Below are 21611 nucleotides of genomic sequence, written 5' to 3' on the forward strand. Positions count from 1 at the left end.
TATGAAGACTTTACCCGGCATACCCCAGATTTTATTTAACAGGTTCTACAGTATATTCCGTACTTTACCTTGTATCTTCTGTACTTTGGCAATGGCATCGTCCGTTTCCGCACAGGAAACGGACAATGCCATGCTGAAATACGGTTTGAATTTCCTCAAGACTCCCTACGTGGCACATACGCTGGAAGTAAATGAAGAAGAGAAACTCGTAGTCAACTTCGACGAAGTGGATTGCACCACTTTTGTGGAGTATGTGCTCGCCCTGGCACTTTCTCCCGTCAAGAATGGCACGATAGACAATGCCGACTACGCACGCACCCTGCAAAGCATCCGCTATCGCGACGGCAAAATCAACGGTTACACTTCCCGCCTGCACTACATTGCCGATTGGGTGAACAACGGTGTCAGACATGGTTTCATGGAAGACATAACCGCTGCCAACAGCCCCGATACGGTAAGGCTGTCCCTCAACTTCATGTCTACGCACCCCAAAGCATACAAACACCTGGAGTCTTCTCCCGAAAACATCAGCAAGATTGAAGAAATAGAAAAGTCACTCTCCGGACAACTGTTCCATTATATCCCCAAAAACAAACTGCCCGATGAAGGATTCGGGTGGATAAAGGATGGCGATATCATAGCCATTACCACCAACATTCCCGGGCTGGATGTTGTCCACCTGGGACTTGCCTGCTATGAAAAGGGAGTATTGAAACTGCTCCATGCCTCCTCTACGCAGAAAATGGTAGTCGTCTCCCAAGAGCCATTGGCACAGATGCTGAAAAGGAATAAGAAGTTTACAGGAATCAGAGTGTTAAGAATAAAATAATACTCTCCCAATAACTGTTATCCTATCATTAAAAACTATATCTTTGCATAGTAAGGACTTTCCGTCCGACATCTGTCTTTCTTTCGTCCGACAGATGTCGGACGAAAATTACACACCTGTCGGACGAAAGAGAAACTGCTATCGGACGATTACTTCTTAGTAAGAAAAAAACAACTCATTGCAGGGATGGAAATTATTCATTGCAGTGGCAAAACAATTTATTCATGAGTGCATACTATGACCTTTACGAAACTCCCTCTCCTAACGGAAGCGAGGAAAAAAAATCTCTCCATGCCCGTATATGTCCTAAAGAAACTTATACCCAAAAAGAGTTTGTAGAACACGTTGCTATGTTTCAGCATCTGCCCAAAAACATTATAGGGGCGGCACTGGACGCTTGCATCGACGAACTGTGCGACCTGCTTGCCAACGGCAACATTGTAGAACTCGGAGAGTTGGGATTTTTCAGCACTTCATTGAAATGCACTCAGGATACCGATGATGAGAAAAAGAAAATCAGGTCCGAATCTGTCCGTTTTCAAAACGTGCATTTGCGTATCAGCAACACATTCCGCAAGAAAATCAGACAGAGAATGAAACTGGAAAGGACACATTCTCCGACTAAGAAATCGAAGAAAACGGAAACGACAGAAGAAACAAGGAAAGAAAGGCTGATGCTGTTCCTGCAGGAGAATGTTTGCATCACCAAAAACGAATATATTCACCTGACCGGGCTGACAAGGCATGCAGCCATCGATGAACTGAACAAATTCATCCGGCAAGGTATCCTGCGGCGCCGGGGCATAAGCCGCTCCACAGTTTATATAAATAATATTCAGCATTAACAGAAGAATGGAAACTACGGAAATGGAACAATCCATGCAGTGGTTCGTCTTTTTCAAAGACCAACTGCTGCTGAAGAAAGAGTACACAACAAACGGAGAGAACAAATACGGTATACCTTATGGAGTAACCCCTCCTGTAACACCCGCAGCGGGATGCAAAATACACGAGGTAACTCTGACCGGCGGAAAGAAAGTAAAGGCTTGCGCACTTGGACAGCCTGTACCCGAAACCGAAGAATGGGTAATGACAGGCTTGCGCGCTTCTTACGACTACCTGCCATTGGCAGATTATCAGGCAGCGGGAAAAGCATTCCAAATACTCTATTGGGACAGCCACAGCCGTTTCTGTCCCGTATGCGGCACTCCTATGGAACAGCAGACTCCTATCATGAAGAAATGCCCGGAGTGCGGCAATGAGATGTATCCTCCCGTTTCTACGGCTATCATCGTGCTGATACGGAAAGGCAAAGAAATATTGCTGGTACATGCGCGCAACTTCCGCGGCACGTTCCACGGGCTGGTAGCCGGCTTCCTCGAAACGGGCGAAACATTGGAACAATGCGTAGAGCGGGAAGTTATGGAAGAAACGGGGCTAAGGGTGAAAAACATCACTTATTTCGGCAGCCAGCCCTGGCCTTATCCCAGCGGATTAATGGTAGGATTCATAGCCGACTATGAAAGCGGGGAAATCAAACTGCAAGCCGATGAACTCAGCTCCGGCGCATTCTATTCCAAAGACAACCTGCCGGAAATACCCCGGAAACTAAGCATTGCAAGAAAACTGATTGACTGGTGGCTGGAGAATAATTGAAAGGACGGATTAATAATTAAAGGAAAAGACAAAAAAACAGATTGCGGAAAACACGCACTCGCAAACGAACAACTACGAATGAAACGACTCTCATTCACATCAACCAATCGGCGTGCAACCGCAATCTGTAGTACTATCTGTTAACTGTAGGCTACTGTTGCATATAAGAACAGCATTTAACGGGAATTGATTTGCCAACCGGTATAAAGAATATAAAAGAAACTTAATACATTCCGGCATATCACCTACTTACTGCTACAAAAATAAAAGGTGCAAGCAGCATCCTGCCACCCGCACCTTTCCATATATGAAAATCAAACAGTCTTAGATACCGAGTGATTTGCGCACTGCCTCCACTTTCTTTTCAGCCTCGGCATTTGCGCTGGCATAGCACTTAGGACATCCCATTTCGCCTTTCACCTCGATATAGAACTTAATTTTAGGTTCCGTACCCGAGGGACGAACGGAAATCTTCGTACCGTCTTCCGTAAAGTACTGAAGCACGTTGGATGTTTCGGGCATATCCAAAGCGGTTACATTGCCTTTGGCATCGGTAGCCTTCAGCGTTTTGTAGTCCTTAGTCAAAGAAACGGCAGAGCCACCGATTTCTTTCGGCGGGTTGGCGCGGAAATTATCCATCATAGCCTTGATTTCATCGGCGCCGCTCTTACCCGGCTTCACTACGTTGACGGTAGTTTCTTTGGAGAAACCGTACTCTACGTAGATGTCCATCAGGATGTCATACAGCGTCTTGCCCTGGTCTTTGGCCCATGCACAGATTTCCGCCAACAATGAACAAGCGGAAACGGCATCTTTATCGCGAACGAAGTCTTCGGCAAGGAAGCCGTAGCTTTCTTCACCGCCGCCGATGTATTGTTGCTTGCCTTCGCGCAGACGGATTTCACGTGCAATCCACTTGAAACCGGTATAGCAGTCGAGCATCTCAATCTTGTTCTTATCGGCAACGGCCTTGATAAGTTCGGTAGTCACAATGGTCTTTACGATAAAGTCCGTAGGCTGCATCTTGCCGGTTGCGATACGGTTCTTGATAATATAGTACAGGAAGAGCAGGCAAGTCTGGTTACCGTTAATCAGCACCCATTCGCCTTTGTCGTCCTTGCAAGCCATACCTACGCGGTCGGCATCCGGGTCGCTTGCCATCACGATGTCGGCGTCTATCTTCTTGGCAAGTTCGATTGCCATGGAAAGCGCTTCCGCGTTTTCGGGATTCGGAGAAACCACTGTCGGGAAGTCACCGCTCTTCACCATCTGTTCGGGCACGCAGTGTATATTCTCAAAGCCCCATTCTTTCAGAGAAGCGGGGATGAGCGTTCTGCCCGCGCCGTGAAGCGGAGTGTAAACGATGCTGAGGTCTTTCTGACGCTTGATTACTTCCGGGTCGATAGAAAGGGTATGAACCTTATCCAGATATACCTTGTCTACATCTTCACCGATAATCTGAATCAAATCTTTGTTGCCCTTGAACTTGATGTCCTCAACGGTAACCTTGTTTACTTCATCAATAATGGCTGTGTCGTGCGGAGCAAGTACCTGTGCACCATCATCCCAATAAGCCTTGTAGCCGTTGTATTCTTTCGGGTTGTGGCTTGCAGTCAGGTTGATACCGCTTTGGCAACCGAAGTGGCGGATAGCGAAGGAAACTTCCGGAGTAGGACGCAAATCGTCGAAGAGATAAACCTTGATACCGTTTGCCGAGAAAATATCGGCAGAGATTTCGGCGAACTTGCGGCTGTTGTTACGGCAGTCGTGACCCACCACAACGGAGATTTGCCCTTTGTCCTTGAAGCATTTGTTCAGATAGTTTGCCAATCCCTGGGTAGCCGCACCTACCGTATAGATATTCATGCGGTTGCTGCCTGCGCCCATGATACCGCGCAGACCACCCGTTCCGAATTCCAGGTCTTTATAAAAGCACTCTATCAGTTCGGTTTTATCTGGATTTTCCAACATTCGTTTCACTTCAGCCTGAGTTTCGGCATCGTATGCCGGGGTAAGCCATTTTTCGGCTTTCTCAGTCACCTGTTTAATCAGCTCTTGATTTTCCATAAGACTTTTTTTATATATTAAAGGTTAATACTTCATTTTCTGTTCTGTCACAAATGTAAAAGAATAAGTTTGAATATCCTAATCAATCGGGCATTTTATAGCGGTCGCCCGTTTGTTTTACATATTCTTCCAGAAATTCCTTCGGATAACCCGGACGTTCCACGCCGGCAGGCTGGCCTATGGCATTGCGCTCAAACTTTCCGTCTTTCATCTTGCGGACAACCCCGTCGTTGTATTTCACGATGATGAACTCGCCCAAACGTTTCCAGGTGTCGAAAGTACTCTGCGCCGTCATATTGGTATAGTTTGTCAGGAATGCTTTCGCTTTGGCAGGGTCTTTCTCCAAAAGTTTGGCGGCGGCAGACTCGATACCTTCCTGCGCATCGTTGAAAGTGTTTTCGAGTTCGGCCTGCGTGGCACGCACATCGCCAATCATAAGGTCGTAACGGGGATATACCATGTTGGCAACCCAGTTGAAAATCCAGAAAGAAGAGTTCCAGGAGAATGTGATGTAGTCCGCACCGTCTGCACGCGAATAGCATACGGGAACCTTATCCGTACAGCAGTATACGGGAGTGAACACGGTCATGTTGGCATCGTCCGTACCGAACCACAGTACGCCGCCTATGGCATCGGGCAAGGTGGAGCGCATCTGCGCCACGAACACGAAACCGCTCTGCTGGGTGGAAATGGGGCGTTCGTTGAAATATTCCTTGTCGCCTACCTTGAAGGAAAGGGGCGAAAGGCGGTAAGGGGTGTGATACGGTCCGGCGCCGAAATCTTTGCTGATGTCGAGAGGAGTACCTTCGTAATGGTCGCGCATGGCATTCTTTACATCCTGTACGGAGATTTTACGGTCGGGCTTCACGAAAAGCGGCATCGGTGTATCGGTATCGCCTAATATATAAGGTAAGAACTCGTTGCCTCGGGCGGTAAACATATTGAAATAGCTCCATACGCGGGCTTCGCAATAACGGCGAGCGCCAAAATCAAGCGGCGCATAGGCCTTAGCAAAGCTGAAGTCCTTGTTTACTCCGTCGAAATAACCTTTCTCGCGGGCAAAGGAAATGACATCGGGAGAGTACATGCAGTTGTTCTTGTCGCTCATATCGAACTGGTGGATACGGCTTTGGTTGGCATGTGCGGAGATGCAATCATCGGGCACGCGGACAGCCACCCACACAGCGCCACGCACACCGGGACCCTTGCCTATCATCTCCATAATCCAGATTTCGTTGGGATCGGCAATCGTGAAAGACTCGCCGCTGCTGTAATAACCGTATTCCTGTACGAGTTCCGTCATTATCTTGATGGCTTCGCGGGCGGTACGGGAACGTTGCAGACCGAGATAAATAAGACTTCCGTAATCGATGATGCCGGTAGTATCCACCAGTTCGGGACGGCCGCCGAAGGTTGTCTCACCGATAGTAAGCTGGAATTCATTCATATTACCGATGACGTTGTAGGTCTGGCGCGCCTGTTCTATCCGGCCAAGGTACTTGCCGGTGTCCCACTCGTGCACATCAATCCATGTACCCTTTTTGTGCATGCCTGCGGGATAATGATATAACTCGCCGAACAATCCATAGGAGTCGGCAGAATAGGAAACAATTGTAGAACCGTCTGCAGAAGCGTTCTTGCCCACAATGAGGTTGGTACAGGCAAATGCGTTTACCACAGTTGCCACCGCTAACGCGACGGAGAGAGTTAATCTTTTCATACTTCTGTTATTATATGGTTTATTTGATAATGCAATGTCACAGGTGAAAAGTTACCATACAAAATGAAACTCTTCGGTAGTCCGGTTGCCACGGCCGTCGGTTACGGTCATTTCCACAGTGTGCCTGCCACCTTTCTTTACATGCTTCGGGTCGAGTTCGCAGACCAGATTGCCACTGATGGAATTGGGCTTGCCGAACAGAGCGTATTTCCCGTCTATCGTTCCGCGGTAACTGTTTATTCCGGTTTCTTTATCCTTGGCCTTGAGGGTGATACGGCCCGTACGCCCCCACTGTCCGGGGTTGAGCGGAATTATCTCCGGCGGCACGGTATCTACCGCTACCGTATAAGTGCCCAGGTCGCGGATACGGACTTTCATGAAACCGTCCTCGTAAGTGCCGCCTATACTGTATTTTCCGCCCCGCGCCGTAACGCCGGCTACATAATACTTCGATTTATCTTCCAGACGGTCGCGCCGCAAGCCGATGCGCATCTCGCACGCTCCGTGCAGAGGGACACGCTTATTGTGCAACTGATAAGTAAAAGCCACATCCCCGCTATCGGCACGTACGGAATAGTCCAGCCAAACGTCATCGTACAACATTCCACGCGGTACAACCAATTCCAGGCCGGGTTCCTGCAGATAGTTGGTCCTGTCCCACTTAAAAGCATACTTCTCGCGATGTTCCACAGGGTGAATTTCGGTGTTCTTTCCTTGTACGGTGAAACGGACTTTCGAGGTGTTGCCTAACGCATCGCTTAGCGTATATACAAATCGGTAAGGACGCTCTTCGTTGATTTCCACCAGTCCCCGATTGCCGTTGGAAGCATGCAGCATGCGCAGACGGTTGCCGGGTTCGATGAACGACTTCATGTACTGTCCGTGCGTCCATGAATTGATATAGCGGTTTTCTTCGTAAGCAAAGCGGTCTACCACACTGCGGAACACCTCTTCACCATCCACTTCGAGAATAACGGTATGCACGCCGTAGCGGTTGCCCACTCCGTCCATATGGTCATAGGCACAGATTCCTGCACCTATCAGTCCCCAGGCAGTAATAGGCTGGGTAGGATTTACAGGGAAAGTCCGGTGTATCTGCTTTCCGTTCACCACGCCTTTGCCCGGTTGGGGAAACAAAATGATGCCTTCGGCACGGGGAGCGATATTGTCCTTCACCTTCTCCATAAAAAAAGGCAGCGGGTCGACATAATCTCCTGTTGCCGACTCAATCATATCCAGATGCAGGTGAGGGCCGAAAGAGTAACCCGTGTTGCCGCTAAGGGCTATCACCTGCCCCGCCTTTACCGGATATTCCCCCGGTTCGGGGGTAATCTCCACTTCCCAACTTTCCTGTTCATACTGCAAGTCTTTCACCCTTCGGGCTATATCGCCCACAAATGCGCTGAGGTGGCGGTTGATAGTGGAATAACCGTTATCGTAGTCCACATCGAGCACATATCCCGAACCGTGCGTCACACGGATGCGCGAGATATGCCCGTCTGCCAAAGCATGTACAGGCTTGCCTATGGCCCCGCCGGTCTTGAAGTCCAACCCACCGTGAAAGTGATTGGAGCGTATCTCGCCGAAGTTACCGGAAAAGACAATCGGAAAATCGAAAGGGGGCGTGAAAGATGCCTGCTCTATGTCCGGTCCGGTTTCCACCTCGGACGCTTCTTGCGCATATCCATCTTGTATGCTGCCTGCAAAAAACAAAAAAGAGAAAAGTATCGGGTATTTTATATTCTTACAGTTCATATCCTATTTTTTAATGCATGCAAATATAAAAAGAATAGTTCTCTCCGCCTAACCAAAAAAGAATAATCCTGCCGTCACACACGAGAAAAAAGCAGGCGTTTTCTGTTGTAAAACACGCTGTGCAAAATGACAATGAGAAAGATAAATCACTATCTTGCAACATGTTTAACCATTAACAGATGACATTATGATTATCGGAGTACCCAAAGAAATCAAGAACAACGAGAACCGTGTAGGAATGACCCCTGCCGGAGTAGCCGAGTTGGTGAAGAAAGGTCATACGGTGTATGTGCAGGCAACGGCCGGCGCAAACAGCGGGTTCTCTGACGATGATTACATCGCCGTAGGTGCGCAAATCCTACCTGCCATTGAAGACGTTTATGCCATAGCCGACATGATTGTCAAAGTGAAGGAGCCTATTGCACCTGAGTACAAACTGATTAAAAAGGGACAAGTGGTATTTACCTATTTCCACTTTGCAGCCGATAAATTACTGACCGAAGCCATGATTGAGAGCGGTGCCGTATGTATCGCCTATGAAACCGTAGAGAAGGATGACCATTCCTTGCCACTGCTTACTCCCATGAGTGAAGTGGCAGGACGTATGGCTACCCAGGTGGGAGCCCGCTTTTTAGAAAAGCCGCAAGGCGGAAAGGGCAAACTAATGGGTGGCGTACCGGGTGTCCGCCCTGCGCGTGTGCTTATTTTAGGTGGTGGCGTAGTCGGTACCAACGCCGCACAAATGGCTGCGGGAATGGGTGCGGAAGTGATGATTACGGATGTCAACCTGACGCGTCTGCGTTATCTCAGCGAGGTATTGCCCAAGAATGTAAAAACACTCTATTCCTCGCTTCACAATATTAAAATGGAACTGCCTACCATGGATTTGGTGATAGGTTCGGTACTTATCCCCGGCGATAAAGCGCCGCATCTGATTACGAGGGAGATGCTGAAAATGATGAAGCCCGGAACCGTACTTGTGGATGTCGCCATTGACCAGGGCGGTTGTTTTGAAACGTCCCATCCCACTACCCACAGCGAACCGACGTATGTCGTGGATGGCATTGTGCACTATGCGGTGGCCAATATTCCCGGTGCCGTACCGTTTACTTCCACTATGGCATTGACAAATGCAACGCTGCCTTATACCGTGGCATTAGCTTGCAAAGGTTGGAAACAGGCTTGTAAAGATGATCCGGCATTGGCATTGGGACTGAATGTGGTAGAAGGGAAAGTGACGTACAAGGCAGTGGCAGATGTCTTCGGAATGAGGTATGAGGAGATAGAATTATAAGTGATAAGTGATAAGTGATAAGCGATAAGTGATTAGGGGTTAGTGATGAATTACGATGCAGCATAACTTATCACTCATCGCTTATCACTAACCACTAACCCCTAATCGCTAATCACTTATCACTAAACAGGAATTCTTCTTTCTTTGCATACGCCCAATACATAATCAATATTGTTATGCACAGATTGAAGATAAACGGAAATTCTTGCGAACCGGTATGGAATATCCATTGGAAAAAGTCTGTGATGAAGGGAGAAAGCAGTATGGCAAGGTAATTCATCACCATTACAAAGGCAAGGGCAAGCGTTGTCTTCTGAGGGATAGCAGTATCAACTGTCTTATCGTAAATCAGAGGCTGGATGATGCCATAGCCCAAACCTACTAAAATACATCCCGGCACAATGAGCCATTCCGTAGGCGAAATCCATATCAACAGTAATCCGATGGCAATAGCCAAAAGGCTGTAAAGTTTTGTTTTATTCCCCAAAAGCTTCACCAAACTATCCAATATAAATCCGGGAGCCATAATGGCAAGGAAAAACAGAGAAATCATCAGTCCGGAATTACCACTTGAAAAGTGATGCGCTTCCATCAAGAAAGGTAAGTTAAAAGTAACCGCAAGAACTACGTAAGTAACCAACCCGTAGAATAACATTAACTGAACAAGATGGCGTATGTGTATGCCATATTTACCGGAGATTACAGGCGTAGATTGAATGGGAGGAATGATAGCCGCCGCCTGCTTGATTGTTACCGAAGCCGTATCCTTCTTCAAATAGGCCGAAAGAACTAAAGAAATCAACGGCAACAGATAAACGGCAAAAGGCAAACGCCAGTGCACCTCCGCCAGATAACCCGTTACAGCCGTAGCCACCACCAGCGTCATATTGGTTATGGCAGAACTATAACCAAACTGCCTGACGCGATACTCTCCCGTAAAATACCGTGAAATCAATCCCGTAGAAAGCGGAATAATCAATCCAGCCCCGATACCGAGCAAAGCGCTGACAGCCATTAGCTGCCACATCCTGGAAGAAAACAAATAAAGTACCCCGCTCGCTGCAAACAGCCAAAGCCCCACCCGCAGCAAACGGATAAAATCGCGTTTCTCCGCCAATTTACCTGCCAATAGTACAAAAGGGATAATCAGCAAGGAAGGCAAAGAAGTCAACATCTGTATATCCAACTCCGTGGCATGGGGAAAAATCGTAGAAAGTTCTCCCAAAATAGGCGAAACAGCCAAGCCCGGCAATGAGGTCAGTGCAGAAACAGACCAGATACCTATAAGCGTAATAAGAGGAATGGTTCCTTGTCCGGTATTAATCTTCATAATTTAAAAAGCGGATTAGTTAGTGGAAGGACAACAAGCGATGCAACAGAATGTTCGGATAGAATAAGCGATAATTAAAAAGCAACAGCCGGTAGAGCGCCAGGATTTCCGCCCCGCCCTTTTAATAAACGCCAAATAATGTAAAACGGCGGAACTTTCTTTCGCGGGGGTCGTTGTTGTGGAAAATTCGACGGGGAAAGTCCCCGCCGCCTAAACCTTTAAAAACTTACAGTTATATGGAAGATTTGAATTTCAGAAAAGGAGATGCCAAGACAGATGTATTCGGCTCAAACCGTATGTTGCAACCCTCACCGGTAGAAAAAATACCAGACGGACCTACTACTCCCGAAATCGCTTACCAGATGGTGAAGGATGAGACCTTCGCCCAAACACAGCCCCGTCTGAACCTGGCTACATTCGTCACCACCTATATGGACGAATACGCAACCAAGCTGATGAACGAAGCCATCAACATCAACTACATCGACGAAACCGAGTATCCCCGCATCGCCGTAATGAACGGTAAATGTATCAACATCGTCGCCAACTTGTGGAACTCTCCGGAAAAAGATACCTGGAAAACAGGCGCGCTCGCCATCGGTTCTTCCGAAGCGTGTATGCTGGGCGGTGTAGCTGCATGGCTGCGCTGGCGCAAGAAACGTCAGGCGCAAGGCAAACCGTTCGATAAGCCGAACTTCGTTATCTCCACCGGTTTCCAGGTGGTATGGGAAAAGTTTGCCCAACTGTGGCAGATTGAAATGCGCGAAGTGCCCCTGACTCTTGACAAAACCACACTCGACCCTGAAGAAGCCCTGAAAATGTGTGACGAGAACACCATCTGTATCGTACCTATCCAGGGGGTTACATGGACAGGACTGAATGACGATGTTGAAGCGCTCGACAAAGCGCTCGACGCATACAATGCCAAGACCGGCTACGACATTCCCATCCACGTAGACGCTGCCAGCGGCGGTTTCATCCTCCCGTTCCTGTATCCGGAGAAAAAGTGGGACTTCCGTTTGAAATGGGTGCTTTCCATCAGTGTCAGCGGTCACAAGTTCGGCTTGGTCTATCCGGGTCTGGGCTGGGTTTGCTGGAAAGGCAAAGAGTATCTGCCCGAAGAGATGTCATTCAGCGTAAATTACCTCGGCGCCAATATCACACAAGTCGGTTTGAACTTCTCCCGTCCTGCCGCACAGATTTTAGGACAGTATTACCAGTTTATCCGTTTAGGATTTCAGGGATACAAAGAAGTACAGTACAATTCGCTCACAATCGCCAAGTATATCCACGACGAAATCGGAAAAATGGCTCCGTTCGTGAATTATTCCGATGAAGTAGTGAACCCGTTGTTCATCTGGTACTTGAAACCGGAGTATGCAAAGACCGCCAAATGGACACTGTATGACTTGCAGGATAAACTCTCGCAACAGGGTTGGATGGTTCCCGCCTATACACTGCCTTCCAAACTGGAAGATTATGTAGTAATGCGTGTCGTTGTCCGACAGGGATTCAGCCGCGACATGGCAGATATGCTGCTGGGCGACATCAAAAACGCCATTGTCGAACTGGAGAAACTGGATTACCCCACTCCCACCCGCATGGCACAGGATAAGAACCTGCCGGTAGAAAGCAAAATCTTCAATCACGGTGGAAGACACCACAAAAAATAATAAAGCAAAAACCAGCTTACCGCTCTACTGCTTTATTGCTTTAATACATTAAACAAAATATGTCGAATAAGGCTTTAGGAGACTGAAACTCCAATCTCCTATTCCTTATTCCATATAAACTCTCTATTATATAGATTATGGAAAAGAAAATATCAATCTCTCAAATCAAGGAAGTTGCCCGGGAAGCCTACAATGAGGTGAAAGAACAAACAGGCGGCAAGAATGCGGATTATATTCCGTACCTTGCCAACATAGACTCCAAGCTGTTTGGCCTCAGCATCTGCCTGATGAACGGACAGACCATCAATATCGGAGATACAGACTACCGCTTCGGTATAGAATCCGTATCAAAAGTGCATACCGCCATACTTATCCTGCGCCAATACGGTGCACAGAAAGTGCTGGATATGATTGGCGCCGATGCAACAGGACTGCCGTTCAACTCTATCATTGCCATTTTGCTGGAAAACGACCATCCCTCTACACCGTTGGTAAATGCAGGCGCTATCTCTGCCTGCTCCATGGTACAGCCGGTGGGCAACTCGGACAAGAAGTGGGATGCCATTGTACAGAATATCACAGAACTGTGCGGCTCTGCTCCACAACTCATCGACGAACTGTACAAATCGGAAACGGCTACGAACTTCAACAACCGCTCCATTGCCTGGTTATTGAAGAATTACAACCGTATCTACGACGATCCGGATGTGGCGCTCGACCTTTATACCCGCCAATGCTCGCTGGGTATCACAGCCGAACAATTGGGCATTGCAGCCGGAACGATTGCCAACAACGGCGTCAATCCCGTTACCAGACAAAGCGTATTCGATGCGGGGCTCGCACCGAAAATCACTTCAATGATTTCTACCGTGGGCTTCTACGAGCATTCGGGCGACTGGATGTACACTGCCGGCATACCTGCCAAGAGCGGCGTAGGCGGTGGCGTAATGGCCGTATTGCCCGGTGTAATGGGCGTTTCCGCTTTCGCTCCACCGTTGGACGAAGCCGGTAACTCCGTCAAGGCGCAACTGGCCGTCAAGTTCATCATGAACAAGCTCGGTCTGGGCGTATTCAACGGCGACAATGTGACAATTACAGAATAATCTCTCGTACTCTTTTTTCCAAGGTTGCTCCGAAAGCGTTACAGACGCTGAGGGGCAACCTCTTTAATGATGAATTACGGGTTGCCGACGGCAATTCCGTAACCAAACAGACCTTCATTATGAAAATGGCTCTATCGGAATTCGTTTTGCGAAAAAAAGGGATATACGGCATATTGCATGTCATCATCCTGCTGCTTTCGCTGTTCCTGGTTATCAGCATCTCCATCGATACGTTCAAAGGCATCCCCTTCTACGAGCAATCGGTGTACATGGAAGTGCAGCTATGGATTTGCGCATTGTTCCTGGCAGACTTTGTACTAGAATGGTTTCTGGCAACAGACAAGAAGCGTTATATCGCCACCCATTTCATCTTTCTGCTGGTAGCTATTCCCTATCAGAATATCATAGCCTATATGGGCTGGACTTTCTCACCCGAAGTCACCTATATGCTGCGTTTCATCCCGCTGGTACGGGGCGGCTATGCCATGGCCATCGTGGTGGGCTGGCTGACGTACAACCGCGCATCGGGCTTGTTTGTATCTTACCTGACGATGCTGCTGGCTACCGTCTATTTCTCAAGCCTTGCATTCTACGTCATGGAGCATGGGAGCAACCCTCTGGTAAAGGGGTATGGCGATGCCTTGTGGTGGGCGTTCATGGATGTGACCACGGTAGGCTCCAATATAATAGCAGTCACCGTCACAGGGCGGGTACTGTCTGTGCTGCTGGCAGCGTTGGGCATGATGATGTTCCCCATTTTCACAGTATATGTAACGAGCCTGGTAGAGCGGCGCAACAAGGAAAAGCAAGACTATTACAAAAAGATAGAACAGGAACCTGCAAAGAACACTCCTTAACTGTTAAAGCCGGGATTTTCCTCTACCCGCCGGGAACAACTGCTCCCAAGGGTTGTTATAAACGCTGATTTCGAATATATTTTTCACCAAAAACCTTAACTTATGGCAAATATTAAACAAACAGTAAAGCTGGGAGTATTTACCCTGGCAATTATGAATGTAACGGCTGTAGTATCCCTGCGTGGACTGCCCGCCGAGGCCGTATACGGAATGAGTTCGGCCTTCTATTACTTATTTGCAGCCATCGTCTTTCTTATCCCGACGTCACTCGTGGCAGCGGAACTGGCTGCTATGTTTCAGGACAAGCAAGGCGGTGTGTTCCGCTGGGTGGGTGAAGCCTACGGCAAGAAACTCGGCTTCCTCGCCATCTGGGTGCAGTGGATTGAAAGTACAATCTGGTATCCTACGGTGCTGACGTTCGGTGCTGTGTCCATCGCTTTCATCGGCATGAACGACGTACACGACATGTCGCTGGCAAACAACAAGTACTACACGCTGGCCGTGGTGCTCGTTATCTACTGGCTGGCAACTTTCATCTCCCTGAAAGGTATGAGCTGGGTAGGAAAGGTAGCCAAAGTCGGCGGTCTGGTAGGTACGATTATCCCTGCCGGATTACTGATTGTCCTCGGCATTATCTACCTCGCCACAGGCGGACATTCCAATATGGACTTCCACAGCAGCTTTTTCCCCGACCTGACGAACTTTGACAATGTGGTGCTTGCCGCAAGTATCTTCCTCTTTTATGCAGGTATGGAGATGGGCGGTATCCACGTGAAGGATGTAAACAATCCGTCCAAAAACTATCCGAAGGCTGTGTTTATCGGCGCACTGATTACGGTACTTATCTTCGTGTTGGGTACATTCGCTCTGGGTGTCATTATTCCGGCCAAGGACATCAGCCTTACACAAAGCCTGCTGGTAGGTTTCGACAATTACTTCCGTTATATCCATGCTTCCTGGCTGTCGCCGGTTATAGCCGTTGCACTGGCGTTCGGCGTGCTGGCAGGTGTGCTGACATGGGTTGCCGGTCCGTCCAAAGGTATCTTTGCCGTGGGCAAGGCAGGTTATATGCCCCCATTCTTCCAGAAAACAAACAAGCTGGGTGTACAAAAGAACATTCTGTTCGTACAAGGTGGCGCTGTAACCGTATTAAGCCTTCTGTTCGTGGTGATGCCTTCGGTACAGAGTTTCTACCAGATTCTTTCACAGTTGACGGTGGTGCTTTATCTCATCATGTATATGCTGATGTTCTCCGGAGCCATCGTATTGCGCTATAAGATGAAGAAACTGAACCGTCCGTTCCGTATCGGTAAAGGCGGTAACGGCCTGATGTGGCTTGTAGGCGGTCTCGGCTTCTGCGGCTCACTGCTTGCATTCGTACTGAGCTTCATCCCGCCCAGCCAGATTTCTACCGGCAGCAATACCGTATGGTTCTCCGTACTTATCATCGGCGCACTTATCGTGGTGATTGCTCCGTTCATCATCTACGCTTCCAAGAAGCCGAGCTGGGTTGACCCTAACAGCACTTTCGAACCGTTCCATTGGGAAGAACAACCGGCTGCACAAGTTGCAGGCAAAACCGCCACGGCTACGGCAACTGCCGGAACAGCCGCTTCGGCCACTGCAAACGAAAGCGTTGCGTCTCCCACGGGCAATGCTCCGTCAGCAAACAACAGCAACAACAGCGGTAAAGCTCCGAACATTCCCCCTAAAGGATAAAGGCAGGCTTGCTGTCATATAATTTTGCCTATAGTGGAAATCCGGTACAATGTACATCAAAAGGATTTTTCACTATAGGCAAAATCGTTTATATCAACTGTCAAACGTCCCAACGCTCGCAAACATTGGCGGCAAGCGTTTCGCATGCCCGCTGATAACCTGTTACCAGTTCGTCCATCACTTCTGCTACCGTCTGTATTCCTTTCTCATTGAGCAAGGCGGAAGCCTGACCTATTTCAAGTTCGCCCTCTTCAAGGTCTCCTTCAAAAATACCGCGTTTGGCACGTCCTCTCGACAAAAGGATACGTAAATCCTCTTCCGTAGCCCCCGCAGCTTCGGCAGCCGCCACTGCCTGCTGAAAATTACCGCGGGCCAGACGTACCGGAGACAGTTTCTTCAATAATAAACGGGTATCCCCCTCTTTCAGATGCAGGCAATATTCTTTAAACACTTCGCTGGCTGAGCTTTCTTCGGTCAAAGCAAACCGCGTACCCACCTGAACACCCTCGGCCCCCAAAGCACGCATGGCAAGAATCGCCTCACCGGTAGCAATGCCGCCGGCAGCAATCAAAGGTAGTGAGGTAACTGCACGTACAGCAGGTATCAGGCAAAGCGTAGTTGTCTCTTCGCGCCCGTTATGCCCGCCGGCTTCAAATCCTTCGGCCACAATGGCATCTACACCGGCAGCCTCGGCTTTCATGGCAAAACTCGATGACGAAACAACATGCACCACTGTAATGCCATGCTGCTTCAGCCAACCGGTCCATGTCTTGGGGTTTCCGGCAGAAGTAAACACGATACGCACCCCCTCATCTACCACTATCTGCATGATTTCCTCTATCTGGGGATACATTAAAGGAATGTTCACTCCAAATGAATGATGCGTAGCCGCACGGCACTTCCGTATATGCTCACGTAATGTTTCGGGGTGCATGGAACCTGCTCCCAACAAGCCTAAACCACCGGCATTACTTACTGCCGACGCCAACCGCCAGCCACTGCACCACACCATACCGCCTTGGATGACGGGATATTTTATTCCAAACAAAGAAGTTATTCTATTCATTAATTTATCCTTTAAAGGTTTATTTTTATGAAAACAAGAAGCGGAGAAATAAAGTTCAATACTCAAAGCGGAATATCCCTATTTGATAATCGTCTCTTTACGATGGGCAGTTATGGAATCGCCGTAGGTTCTTAATACTTCCAAAGTACGTGCACGGCGTCTGGCAGCTTTCCTGTTCCAGAAATCTTTTGTAAAAGGACGCATGAAATCACCTGCAATGCCACCGCCACCGACACTTCGCCAACTCCCCACTGCCATATTGTTGGCACGTTCGGTCACCATATAGCGCAAACCGGTAGCTTCTATCTGTTCGATACTCTCACGCGGCCCGGCATCCAACGGACGCTTTGCCCAGTCTGTATAGATTTTGAGTCTGGTCAGTTCGTAGAACGGATTGCCCCGCCATGTATTCTTGTTCACCGTAATCTTCTTCTGATAGACGGGATCCCAGTTGTATTTGGTGTTTGCGGTATAAGGCCGTAAGGTAAGCACTACCTTTTTCTCCGGCATCCGAGGCATTGCGGGTAAGGAAGCATCAAAGTCCATCCACGTCTTACTTACATCAGCCTTTGGAGAGCCCAAAGGAGCATCAATGCCCATTTCCTTCAATACATCCGGATTCAGCTTCATCTCTCCCCCGTCATTCAGCAACCGGTGCAGGCGCAAAGAGTCTTGCGGCGTCCACTCTTGAGCGTAAAGAGGAAAGGCTACCGCACAAAGCAACCCAAAAAAGAGAATAGAATACTTCACCCGATTGTTTTTTTATACCTTACACTTTATACCTAATCTCACCACCACATATAGCTGCTTCCGCAAAGCGGCTCGTCGTAGCAAGGGTCTATAGTCCACATGGTACGCGGATATTTCCTGCCTTCCCACCAACGGCGGTAACGGGCGGCTGCATCGAGCACCTCCTCATCGGTCAGGAAGTAGATGCCTTCATAATTCTCGGCATCGGTATGCACCATCTTACACCCCATCGAAGCATTATGTCCCAAACGAATCGTTTCCACCGTCCACAGGATACATTCGCCTAACCGCAGTTTTCCGCCTGCCGAATAGGATACGGGAGCCAACGGAAAAGAAGGTATTACCGTCAAATCCTCGGCATACTTCAGGAGTTCTTCAATATCTTCTTTGGCAAATTTGGGAACATTACTCAGTCCTTCAGGACTTTGAGTAGAGTATTTGCCGGTTTTCAGTTGTTTTACAAACAAATCTACATCCGGATGATTGTAATCCAGCGATTCTTTACCGCAGGATGCAAGCATAAGGCAAGCTGCCATTGCAAGTATCAGATATCCGTATTTATATAGTTTACAGAGAGCATTCATTTCGTTGTTGTATTTAAGGTTAATAAGTCATACGCACTCCACACAAAAGATTCAGGTTCGTAGGGCGTTCCGTCCGCAAGGTTCCGGTTTCGGAGTCCGTACCGAAATGGTGGGAAACCGAAGGCTCGGCAAACAAAGCAAACCGCTCATTCAATCTGTAACGCACCCCTACTCCTGCCGCTACTGACAGTTGAACGGGTTCCGCATTAAAGCCGTTATCCGCAGCGCCGGCAATGCACTTTTCGGCAGTTCCGCCTACAGTGGCATATAAATCGAGTTTGGGAGTACTTGCCAATGTCATATTCAATTTTACGGGAATCCCTAAAGTATGGAGCGTGCGGTCGGCATGCAAACGATTATACAGAATACCCGTTTCCAACGCGAACCGGCTGTTCAGACTGCGTTCCACTGTAACTGCCGCCGTCAGCGGCATATTGTAGTCCCCTTTAGGAAGAGAGGTTCCAAGAGCTGCTTTCAACGCCCACTTACGCGATTTCCGGTATTTTAAAGGAGTAGTTGCCTGCTCTTCTTCCGCAGGAACAGCGGAAAAGGTGTCCGAAGCAGAACTTATCCGGCCGGTGGTGTTCTGATAAGAACTGCCGGTTTGTGCAACGGCATTATTGTTGAAGTAACCGTCACCGGCCTGCTGCACCCGCTGCCTGATAGTGATGGAAAGCCGGACGGAAACGGACTCGCCCTCAGTTTCCGATTGGGCAGTCATGCCTGCGGGAATTCCATTGACAGGTTGTTTTGTACCGGAATTCCGTACCATCGGGGTTGCCTGATGGATAGATGGAAAAGATTCCTGCACCACATCTCCGTCCAGACTACCCTCTGGCGTCAAAGCAGCCACTTGCGTAAAGGCTTCCTTTATCTCCTCTTTCGGAGAGAAATACCAGAAAGCGGCCGAAGCGGCTCCCAGCACAAATATAACGGATGCGGCGGCTGCCACCCGATAATATTTAGGAGAAAGAACAGCCGCTCTCTTCCGACCTGCAGCCGAAGATGCCGCGTCTTCCTGCAACTGCTCCCAAAAGCCATCGCGTACCGTCATCTCTGTACCGGACAGACGGCTGCGGAACAATCCGGTTATTTCATCTTTTTCTCTCATATTCAGTATATTCTTTAATTCTTTTCGCTAACATACACTTGGCACGGTGCAACTGCGAGGTAGACGAATGCTCCTTGATATGAAGCAGTTCTGCAATCTCCTTGTGCGACTTCTCCTCGAACACGTACAAGTTGAACACGGTACGGCAGCCGTCGGGAAGTTCCGCCACGAACGCCATCAACACTTCCTCTGAAAGCCGGCTTCCGCTTTCGGCAATACTCGCTTCGTCCTGCACATCGGGAAGTTGTTCTTCGTTTACCACCAGTTGGCTGAAACGGTGCTTCCGTCGCAGATAGTCGATAGCTTGTGTCACCATCACCCTCGTTACCCACGTGCCCAATGCACATTCACCGCGAAACGTGAAGCGGGTGAAGATTTTGATAAAGCCGTCGTGCAAAACATCGTGCGCCGCATCCATATCGCCCGTATAACGGTAGCATACCGCCAGCATCTGCTTGGAATAGAGAGTGTAAAGTTCCTTTCGGGCGGAATCCTTTCCTGCCCGGCAGCCCTCTATCAGTTCTATCTCATTTTCCAATGTCAGTGCTCGTTTTACGGACGCCTCTTCGCGTCGTTTGTTAGTTAGACGCAGCATCCGGCAGAATGCTGCAATAGAATCTCTAAAAAGAAGTTAAAGAATAAGGTTATCCATATCTTTCCATTTCATCATTTGCCTTTTACAACATAAGAAAAAAGCCTCTCACAGACCTGCCCTGACGGGCAGCATTCCCTATGAGAGGCTTTCTCCTGTATTATATCGCCTTTATCAGCAGGCTTTGAAGCTCATGTCCAATCCTTTTACGGAATGCGTCAAAGCACCTACCGAGATAAAGTCTACGCCGCATTCGGCATAGTCGCGCAGAGTGTCAAAGGTGATGCCGCCGGAAGATTCCGTTTCATAACGGCCTGCTACCATTTCTACGGCTTTCTTCGTCATTTCGGGTGTAAAGTTATCGAACATGATACGGTCTACACCGCCCAAATCGAGTACCTGTTGCAGTTCGTCGAAGTTACGTACTTCAATTTCTATCTTGAGGTCCTTGCCCTTCTCCTTGCAATATTCCTTGGCACGGGTAATGGCTTTGTCAATACCACCGGCGAAGTCAACATGATTGTCTTTCAGCAGAATCATGTCGAACAGACCGATTCGATGGTTTACGCCGCCACCTATCTTCACAGCCATCTTTTCCAGAATACGCATGCCCGGAGTCGTCTTACGGGTATCGAGCACACGGGTATTCGTACCTTTCAGCTTCTCGGCATACTTATGGGTCATGGTAGCGATGCCGCTCATACGCTGCATAATGTTCAGCATCAGGCGTTCGGTCTGCAACAAAGACTGCACCTTGCCCTCCACAACCATAGCCACATCGCCCGGTTTTACTTCAGTACCGTCATTGATGAATACTTCCACTTTCATGGTGGGGTCGAAACGACGGAACACTTCTTTGGCTACCTCGATGCCGGCAAGAATACCGGCTTCTTTAATCAAAAGTTTGGATTTGCCCATTGCCGTAGCAGGAATGCACGAAAGGGTGGTGTGGTCACCATCGCCTATATCTTCGGCAAAGGCCAGGTCAATCAGCCTGTCAATCAATTCTTCTTCCTTATTCATTTGTCTTATCTATTCTTATTTGGTGTATCACATATTTGCCTGCCACTTTTCTAAAGAAACAATTCACCCGGAAGTTTCCGTTCGCGGTTGTCAGCGTACCGACTATGAAACTCGACTCATTGCGCTTTCCCTGGTGATTCACCGTAAAACCGCTCACCCGATTACCGGAAAAGAAAGATGCCATCTTTTTCTCTGCCGCTTGGCTGTCGACATTGATTGAACGACTCTCCAGAATCAGTTCCACTTTATCACTCAGATACCCGTTCAGTTCCTGAGAATTTCCTTTTTTAAAGGCGGAAACCACTCCTGCCGGCACGTCTTGCGCCATGAGCGAAACCGCCCAAATCAAGAGGCAGCCCCATAATATTACTACTCGTTTATTCATTTTCACAAGTATTAATGATAGGCAAAGGTAAGCAAATCTTATAAATAACAAGAAAAGAAAGGCGACATTCTCACAAGAAAGGATTATTTTTGCACGA

19 protein-coding genes are annotated in these 21611 nt (G+C 48.5%); 8 read left to right on the top strand and 11 right to left on the bottom strand.

Annotation, left to right across the window (positions count from 1 at the left end; all coding sequences use genetic code 11):
- Window position 1 precedes the first annotated feature (1 nt).
- The 3 genes from H8S52_RS00595 (at window position 2) to nudC (ending at window position 2485) form a co-directional block, all read left to right on the top strand.
- The gene (locus H8S52_RS00595) at window positions 2-829 is read left to right on the top strand and encodes an N-acetylmuramoyl-L-alanine amidase-like domain-containing protein (RefSeq protein ID WP_255469941.1); all 828 of its coding nucleotides are present in this window, start codon (window positions 2-4) and stop codon (window positions 827-829) included.
- A 224-nt stretch (window positions 830-1053) separates the two neighbouring features.
- Window positions 1054-1674: an HU family DNA-binding protein gene (locus H8S52_RS00600; RefSeq protein WP_117665388.1), complete on the top strand. Its 621-nt coding sequence runs from the start codon at window positions 1054-1056 to the stop codon at window positions 1672-1674.
- Window positions 1675-1681: 7 nt separating this feature from the next.
- The gene (nudC, locus tag H8S52_RS00605; RefSeq protein WP_005653326.1) at window positions 1682-2485 is read left to right on the top strand and encodes an NAD(+) diphosphatase; all 804 of its coding nucleotides are present in this window, start codon (window positions 1682-1684) and stop codon (window positions 2483-2485) included.
- 324 nt (window positions 2486-2809) lie between these two features.
- Here nudC and H8S52_RS00610 read toward each other — a convergent pair whose 3' ends face one another.
- From H8S52_RS00610 to H8S52_RS00620, 3 genes are all read right to left on the bottom strand, one after another.
- The gene (locus H8S52_RS00610) at window positions 2810-4552 is read right to left on the bottom strand and encodes a phospho-sugar mutase (protein WP_117984299.1); all 1743 of its coding nucleotides are present in this window, start codon (window positions 4550-4552) and stop codon (window positions 2810-2812) included.
- An 82-nt stretch (window positions 4553-4634) separates the two neighbouring features.
- Window positions 4635-6272: a C69 family dipeptidase gene (locus H8S52_RS00615; RefSeq protein WP_117984301.1), complete on the bottom strand. Its 1638-nt coding sequence runs from the start codon at window positions 6270-6272 to the stop codon at window positions 4635-4637.
- Window positions 6273-6323: 51 nt separating this feature from the next.
- Window positions 6324-8027, bottom strand: a complete 1704-nt coding sequence (locus H8S52_RS00620; protein WP_117984303.1) for a M23 family metallopeptidase — start codon at window positions 8025-8027, stop codon at window positions 6324-6326.
- A gap of 187 nt (window positions 8028-8214) precedes the next feature.
- Between H8S52_RS00620 and ald the strand changes: the two genes are divergently transcribed.
- Window positions 8215-9321, top strand: a complete 1107-nt coding sequence (gene ald, locus H8S52_RS00625) for an alanine dehydrogenase (protein ID WP_117984305.1) — start codon at window positions 8215-8217, stop codon at window positions 9319-9321.
- A gap of 112 nt (window positions 9322-9433) precedes the next feature.
- Here the strand turns inward: ald and H8S52_RS00630 are convergent, their stop codons facing one another.
- Complete coding sequence (locus tag H8S52_RS00630; RefSeq protein ID WP_117984307.1) at window positions 9434-10651, bottom strand: MFS transporter; 1218 nt, start codon at window positions 10649-10651, stop codon at window positions 9434-9436.
- Window positions 10652-10887: 236 nt separating this feature from the next.
- Here H8S52_RS00630 and H8S52_RS00635 point away from each other — a divergent pair, with 236 nt between their 5' ends.
- The 4 genes from H8S52_RS00635 (at window position 10888) to gadC (ending at window position 16003) form a co-directional block, all read left to right on the top strand.
- Complete coding sequence (locus H8S52_RS00635; protein WP_005653335.1) at window positions 10888-12324, top strand: glutamate decarboxylase; 1437 nt, start codon at window positions 10888-10890, stop codon at window positions 12322-12324.
- Between the two features lie 137 nt (window positions 12325-12461).
- Complete coding sequence (gene glsA, locus H8S52_RS00640) at window positions 12462-13427, top strand: glutaminase A (RefSeq protein WP_117955082.1); 966 nt, start codon at window positions 12462-12464, stop codon at window positions 13425-13427.
- A gap of 119 nt (window positions 13428-13546) precedes the next feature.
- A complete protein-coding gene (locus tag H8S52_RS00645; protein WP_186909169.1) occupies window positions 13547-14284 on the top strand; it encodes a potassium channel family protein in 738 nt (245 codons plus the stop codon).
- A gap of 102 nt (window positions 14285-14386) precedes the next feature.
- Window positions 14387-16003 carry a putative glutamine/gamma-aminobutyrate antiporter GadC gene (gene gadC / locus H8S52_RS00650; RefSeq protein ID WP_186909170.1) on the top strand — a complete coding sequence of 539 codons (1617 nt, stop codon included), beginning with the start codon at window positions 14387-14389 and terminating at the stop codon, window positions 16001-16003.
- A gap of 100 nt (window positions 16004-16103) precedes the next feature.
- On the opposite strand, the gene H8S52_RS00655 is transcribed toward gadC, so the two are convergent.
- The 7 genes from H8S52_RS00655 to H8S52_RS00685 all read right to left on the bottom strand — a co-directional run bounded on the left by H8S52_RS00655 (window position 16104) and on the right by H8S52_RS00685 (window position 21514).
- Window positions 16104-17069 (bottom strand): nitronate monooxygenase family protein, encoded by a 966-nt coding sequence (locus H8S52_RS00655; RefSeq protein ID WP_186909171.1) that lies wholly within the window; start codon window positions 17067-17069, stop codon window positions 16104-16106.
- 78 nt (window positions 17070-17147) lie between these two features.
- Window positions 17148-17819 carry a DUF4858 domain-containing protein gene (locus H8S52_RS00660; protein WP_186909172.1) on the bottom strand — a complete coding sequence of 224 codons (672 nt, stop codon included), beginning with the start codon at window positions 17817-17819 and terminating at the stop codon, window positions 17148-17150.
- A 38-nt stretch (window positions 17820-17857) separates the two neighbouring features.
- The gene (locus H8S52_RS00665; protein ID WP_287710773.1) at window positions 17858-18355 is read right to left on the bottom strand and encodes a DUF4943 family protein; all 498 of its coding nucleotides are present in this window, start codon (window positions 18353-18355) and stop codon (window positions 17858-17860) included.
- A gap of 67 nt (window positions 18356-18422) precedes the next feature.
- Entirely contained in the window at window positions 18423-19514 is a 1092-nt protein-coding gene (locus tag H8S52_RS00670) for a porin family protein (RefSeq protein ID WP_186909173.1), read from the bottom strand.
- Window positions 19498-20109: an RNA polymerase sigma factor gene (locus H8S52_RS00675; RefSeq protein ID WP_005653348.1), complete on the bottom strand. Its 612-nt coding sequence runs from the start codon at window positions 20107-20109 to the stop codon at window positions 19498-19500. The genes H8S52_RS00670 and H8S52_RS00675 overlap by 17 nt, the downstream gene beginning before the upstream one ends.
- 171 nt (window positions 20110-20280) lie before the next feature.
- Complete coding sequence (gene nadC, locus H8S52_RS00680) at window positions 20281-21129, bottom strand: carboxylating nicotinate-nucleotide diphosphorylase (RefSeq protein ID WP_005653350.1); 849 nt, start codon at window positions 21127-21129, stop codon at window positions 20281-20283.
- Entirely contained in the window at window positions 21122-21514 is a 393-nt protein-coding gene (locus H8S52_RS00685; protein WP_117984321.1) for a DUF4783 domain-containing protein, read from the bottom strand. Before H8S52_RS00685 ends, nadC begins: the two co-directional genes overlap by 8 nt.
- Window positions 21515-21611 lie beyond the last annotated feature (97 nt).

This window comes from Bacteroides sp. NSJ-48 (assembly GCF_014287405.1).
Taxonomy (GTDB): Bacteria; Bacteroidota; Bacteroidia; order Bacteroidales; family Bacteroidaceae; genus Bacteroides; species Bacteroides stercoris.

What these genes read in the sequence shown, in the direction of transcription:
- H8S52_RS00635 (WP_005653335.1), top strand. Translation starts at nt 10,888, where the DNA reads ATGGAAGATTTGAATTTCAGAAAAGGAGATGCCAAGACAGATGTATTC.
- H8S52_RS00630 (WP_117984307.1), bottom strand. Translation starts at nt 10,651, where the DNA reads ATGAAGATTAATACCGGACAAGGAACCATTCCTCTTATTACGCTTATA.
- gadC (WP_186909170.1), top strand. Translation starts at nt 14,387, where the DNA reads ATGGCAAATATTAAACAAACAGTAAAGCTGGGAGTATTTACCCTGGCA.
- nudC (WP_005653326.1), top strand. Translation starts at nt 1,682, where the DNA reads ATGGAAACTACGGAAATGGAACAATCCATGCAGTGGTTCGTCTTTTTC.
- H8S52_RS00615 (WP_117984301.1), bottom strand. Translation starts at nt 6,272, where the DNA reads ATGAAAAGATTAACTCTCTCCGTCGCGTTAGCGGTGGCAACTGTGGTA.
- H8S52_RS00665 (WP_287710773.1), bottom strand. Translation starts at nt 18,355, where the DNA reads ATGGCAGCTTGCCTTATGCTTGCATCCTGCGGTAAAGAATCGCTGGAT.
- H8S52_RS00645 (WP_186909169.1), top strand. Translation starts at nt 13,547, where the DNA reads ATGAAAATGGCTCTATCGGAATTCGTTTTGCGAAAAAAAGGGATATAC.
- H8S52_RS00595 (WP_255469941.1), top strand. Translation starts at nt 2, where the DNA reads ATGAAGACTTTACCCGGCATACCCCAGATTTTATTTAACAGGTTCTAC.
- H8S52_RS00655 (WP_186909171.1), bottom strand. Translation starts at nt 17,069, where the DNA reads ATGAATAGAATAACTTCTTTGTTTGGAATAAAATATCCCGTCATCCAA.
- H8S52_RS00600 (WP_117665388.1), top strand. Translation starts at nt 1,054, where the DNA reads ATGAGTGCATACTATGACCTTTACGAAACTCCCTCTCCTAACGGAAGC.
- nadC (WP_005653350.1), bottom strand. Translation starts at nt 21,129, where the DNA reads ATGAATAAGGAAGAAGAATTGATTGACAGGCTGATTGACCTGGCCTTT.
- H8S52_RS00675 (WP_005653348.1), bottom strand. Translation starts at nt 20,109, where the DNA reads ATGCTGCGTCTAACTAACAAACGACGCGAAGAGGCGTCCGTAAAACGA.
- H8S52_RS00685 (WP_117984321.1), bottom strand. Translation starts at nt 21,514, where the DNA reads ATGAATAAACGAGTAGTAATATTATGGGGCTGCCTCTTGATTTGGGCG.
- H8S52_RS00610 (WP_117984299.1), bottom strand. Translation starts at nt 4,552, where the DNA reads ATGGAAAATCAAGAGCTGATTAAACAGGTGACTGAGAAAGCCGAAAAA.
- glsA (WP_117955082.1), top strand. Translation starts at nt 12,462, where the DNA reads ATGGAAAAGAAAATATCAATCTCTCAAATCAAGGAAGTTGCCCGGGAA.
- H8S52_RS00670 (WP_186909173.1), bottom strand. Translation starts at nt 19,514, where the DNA reads ATGAGAGAAAAAGATGAAATAACCGGATTGTTCCGCAGCCGTCTGTCC.
- H8S52_RS00620 (WP_117984303.1), bottom strand. Translation starts at nt 8,027, where the DNA reads ATGAACTGTAAGAATATAAAATACCCGATACTTTTCTCTTTTTTGTTT.
- ald (WP_117984305.1), top strand. Translation starts at nt 8,215, where the DNA reads ATGATTATCGGAGTACCCAAAGAAATCAAGAACAACGAGAACCGTGTA.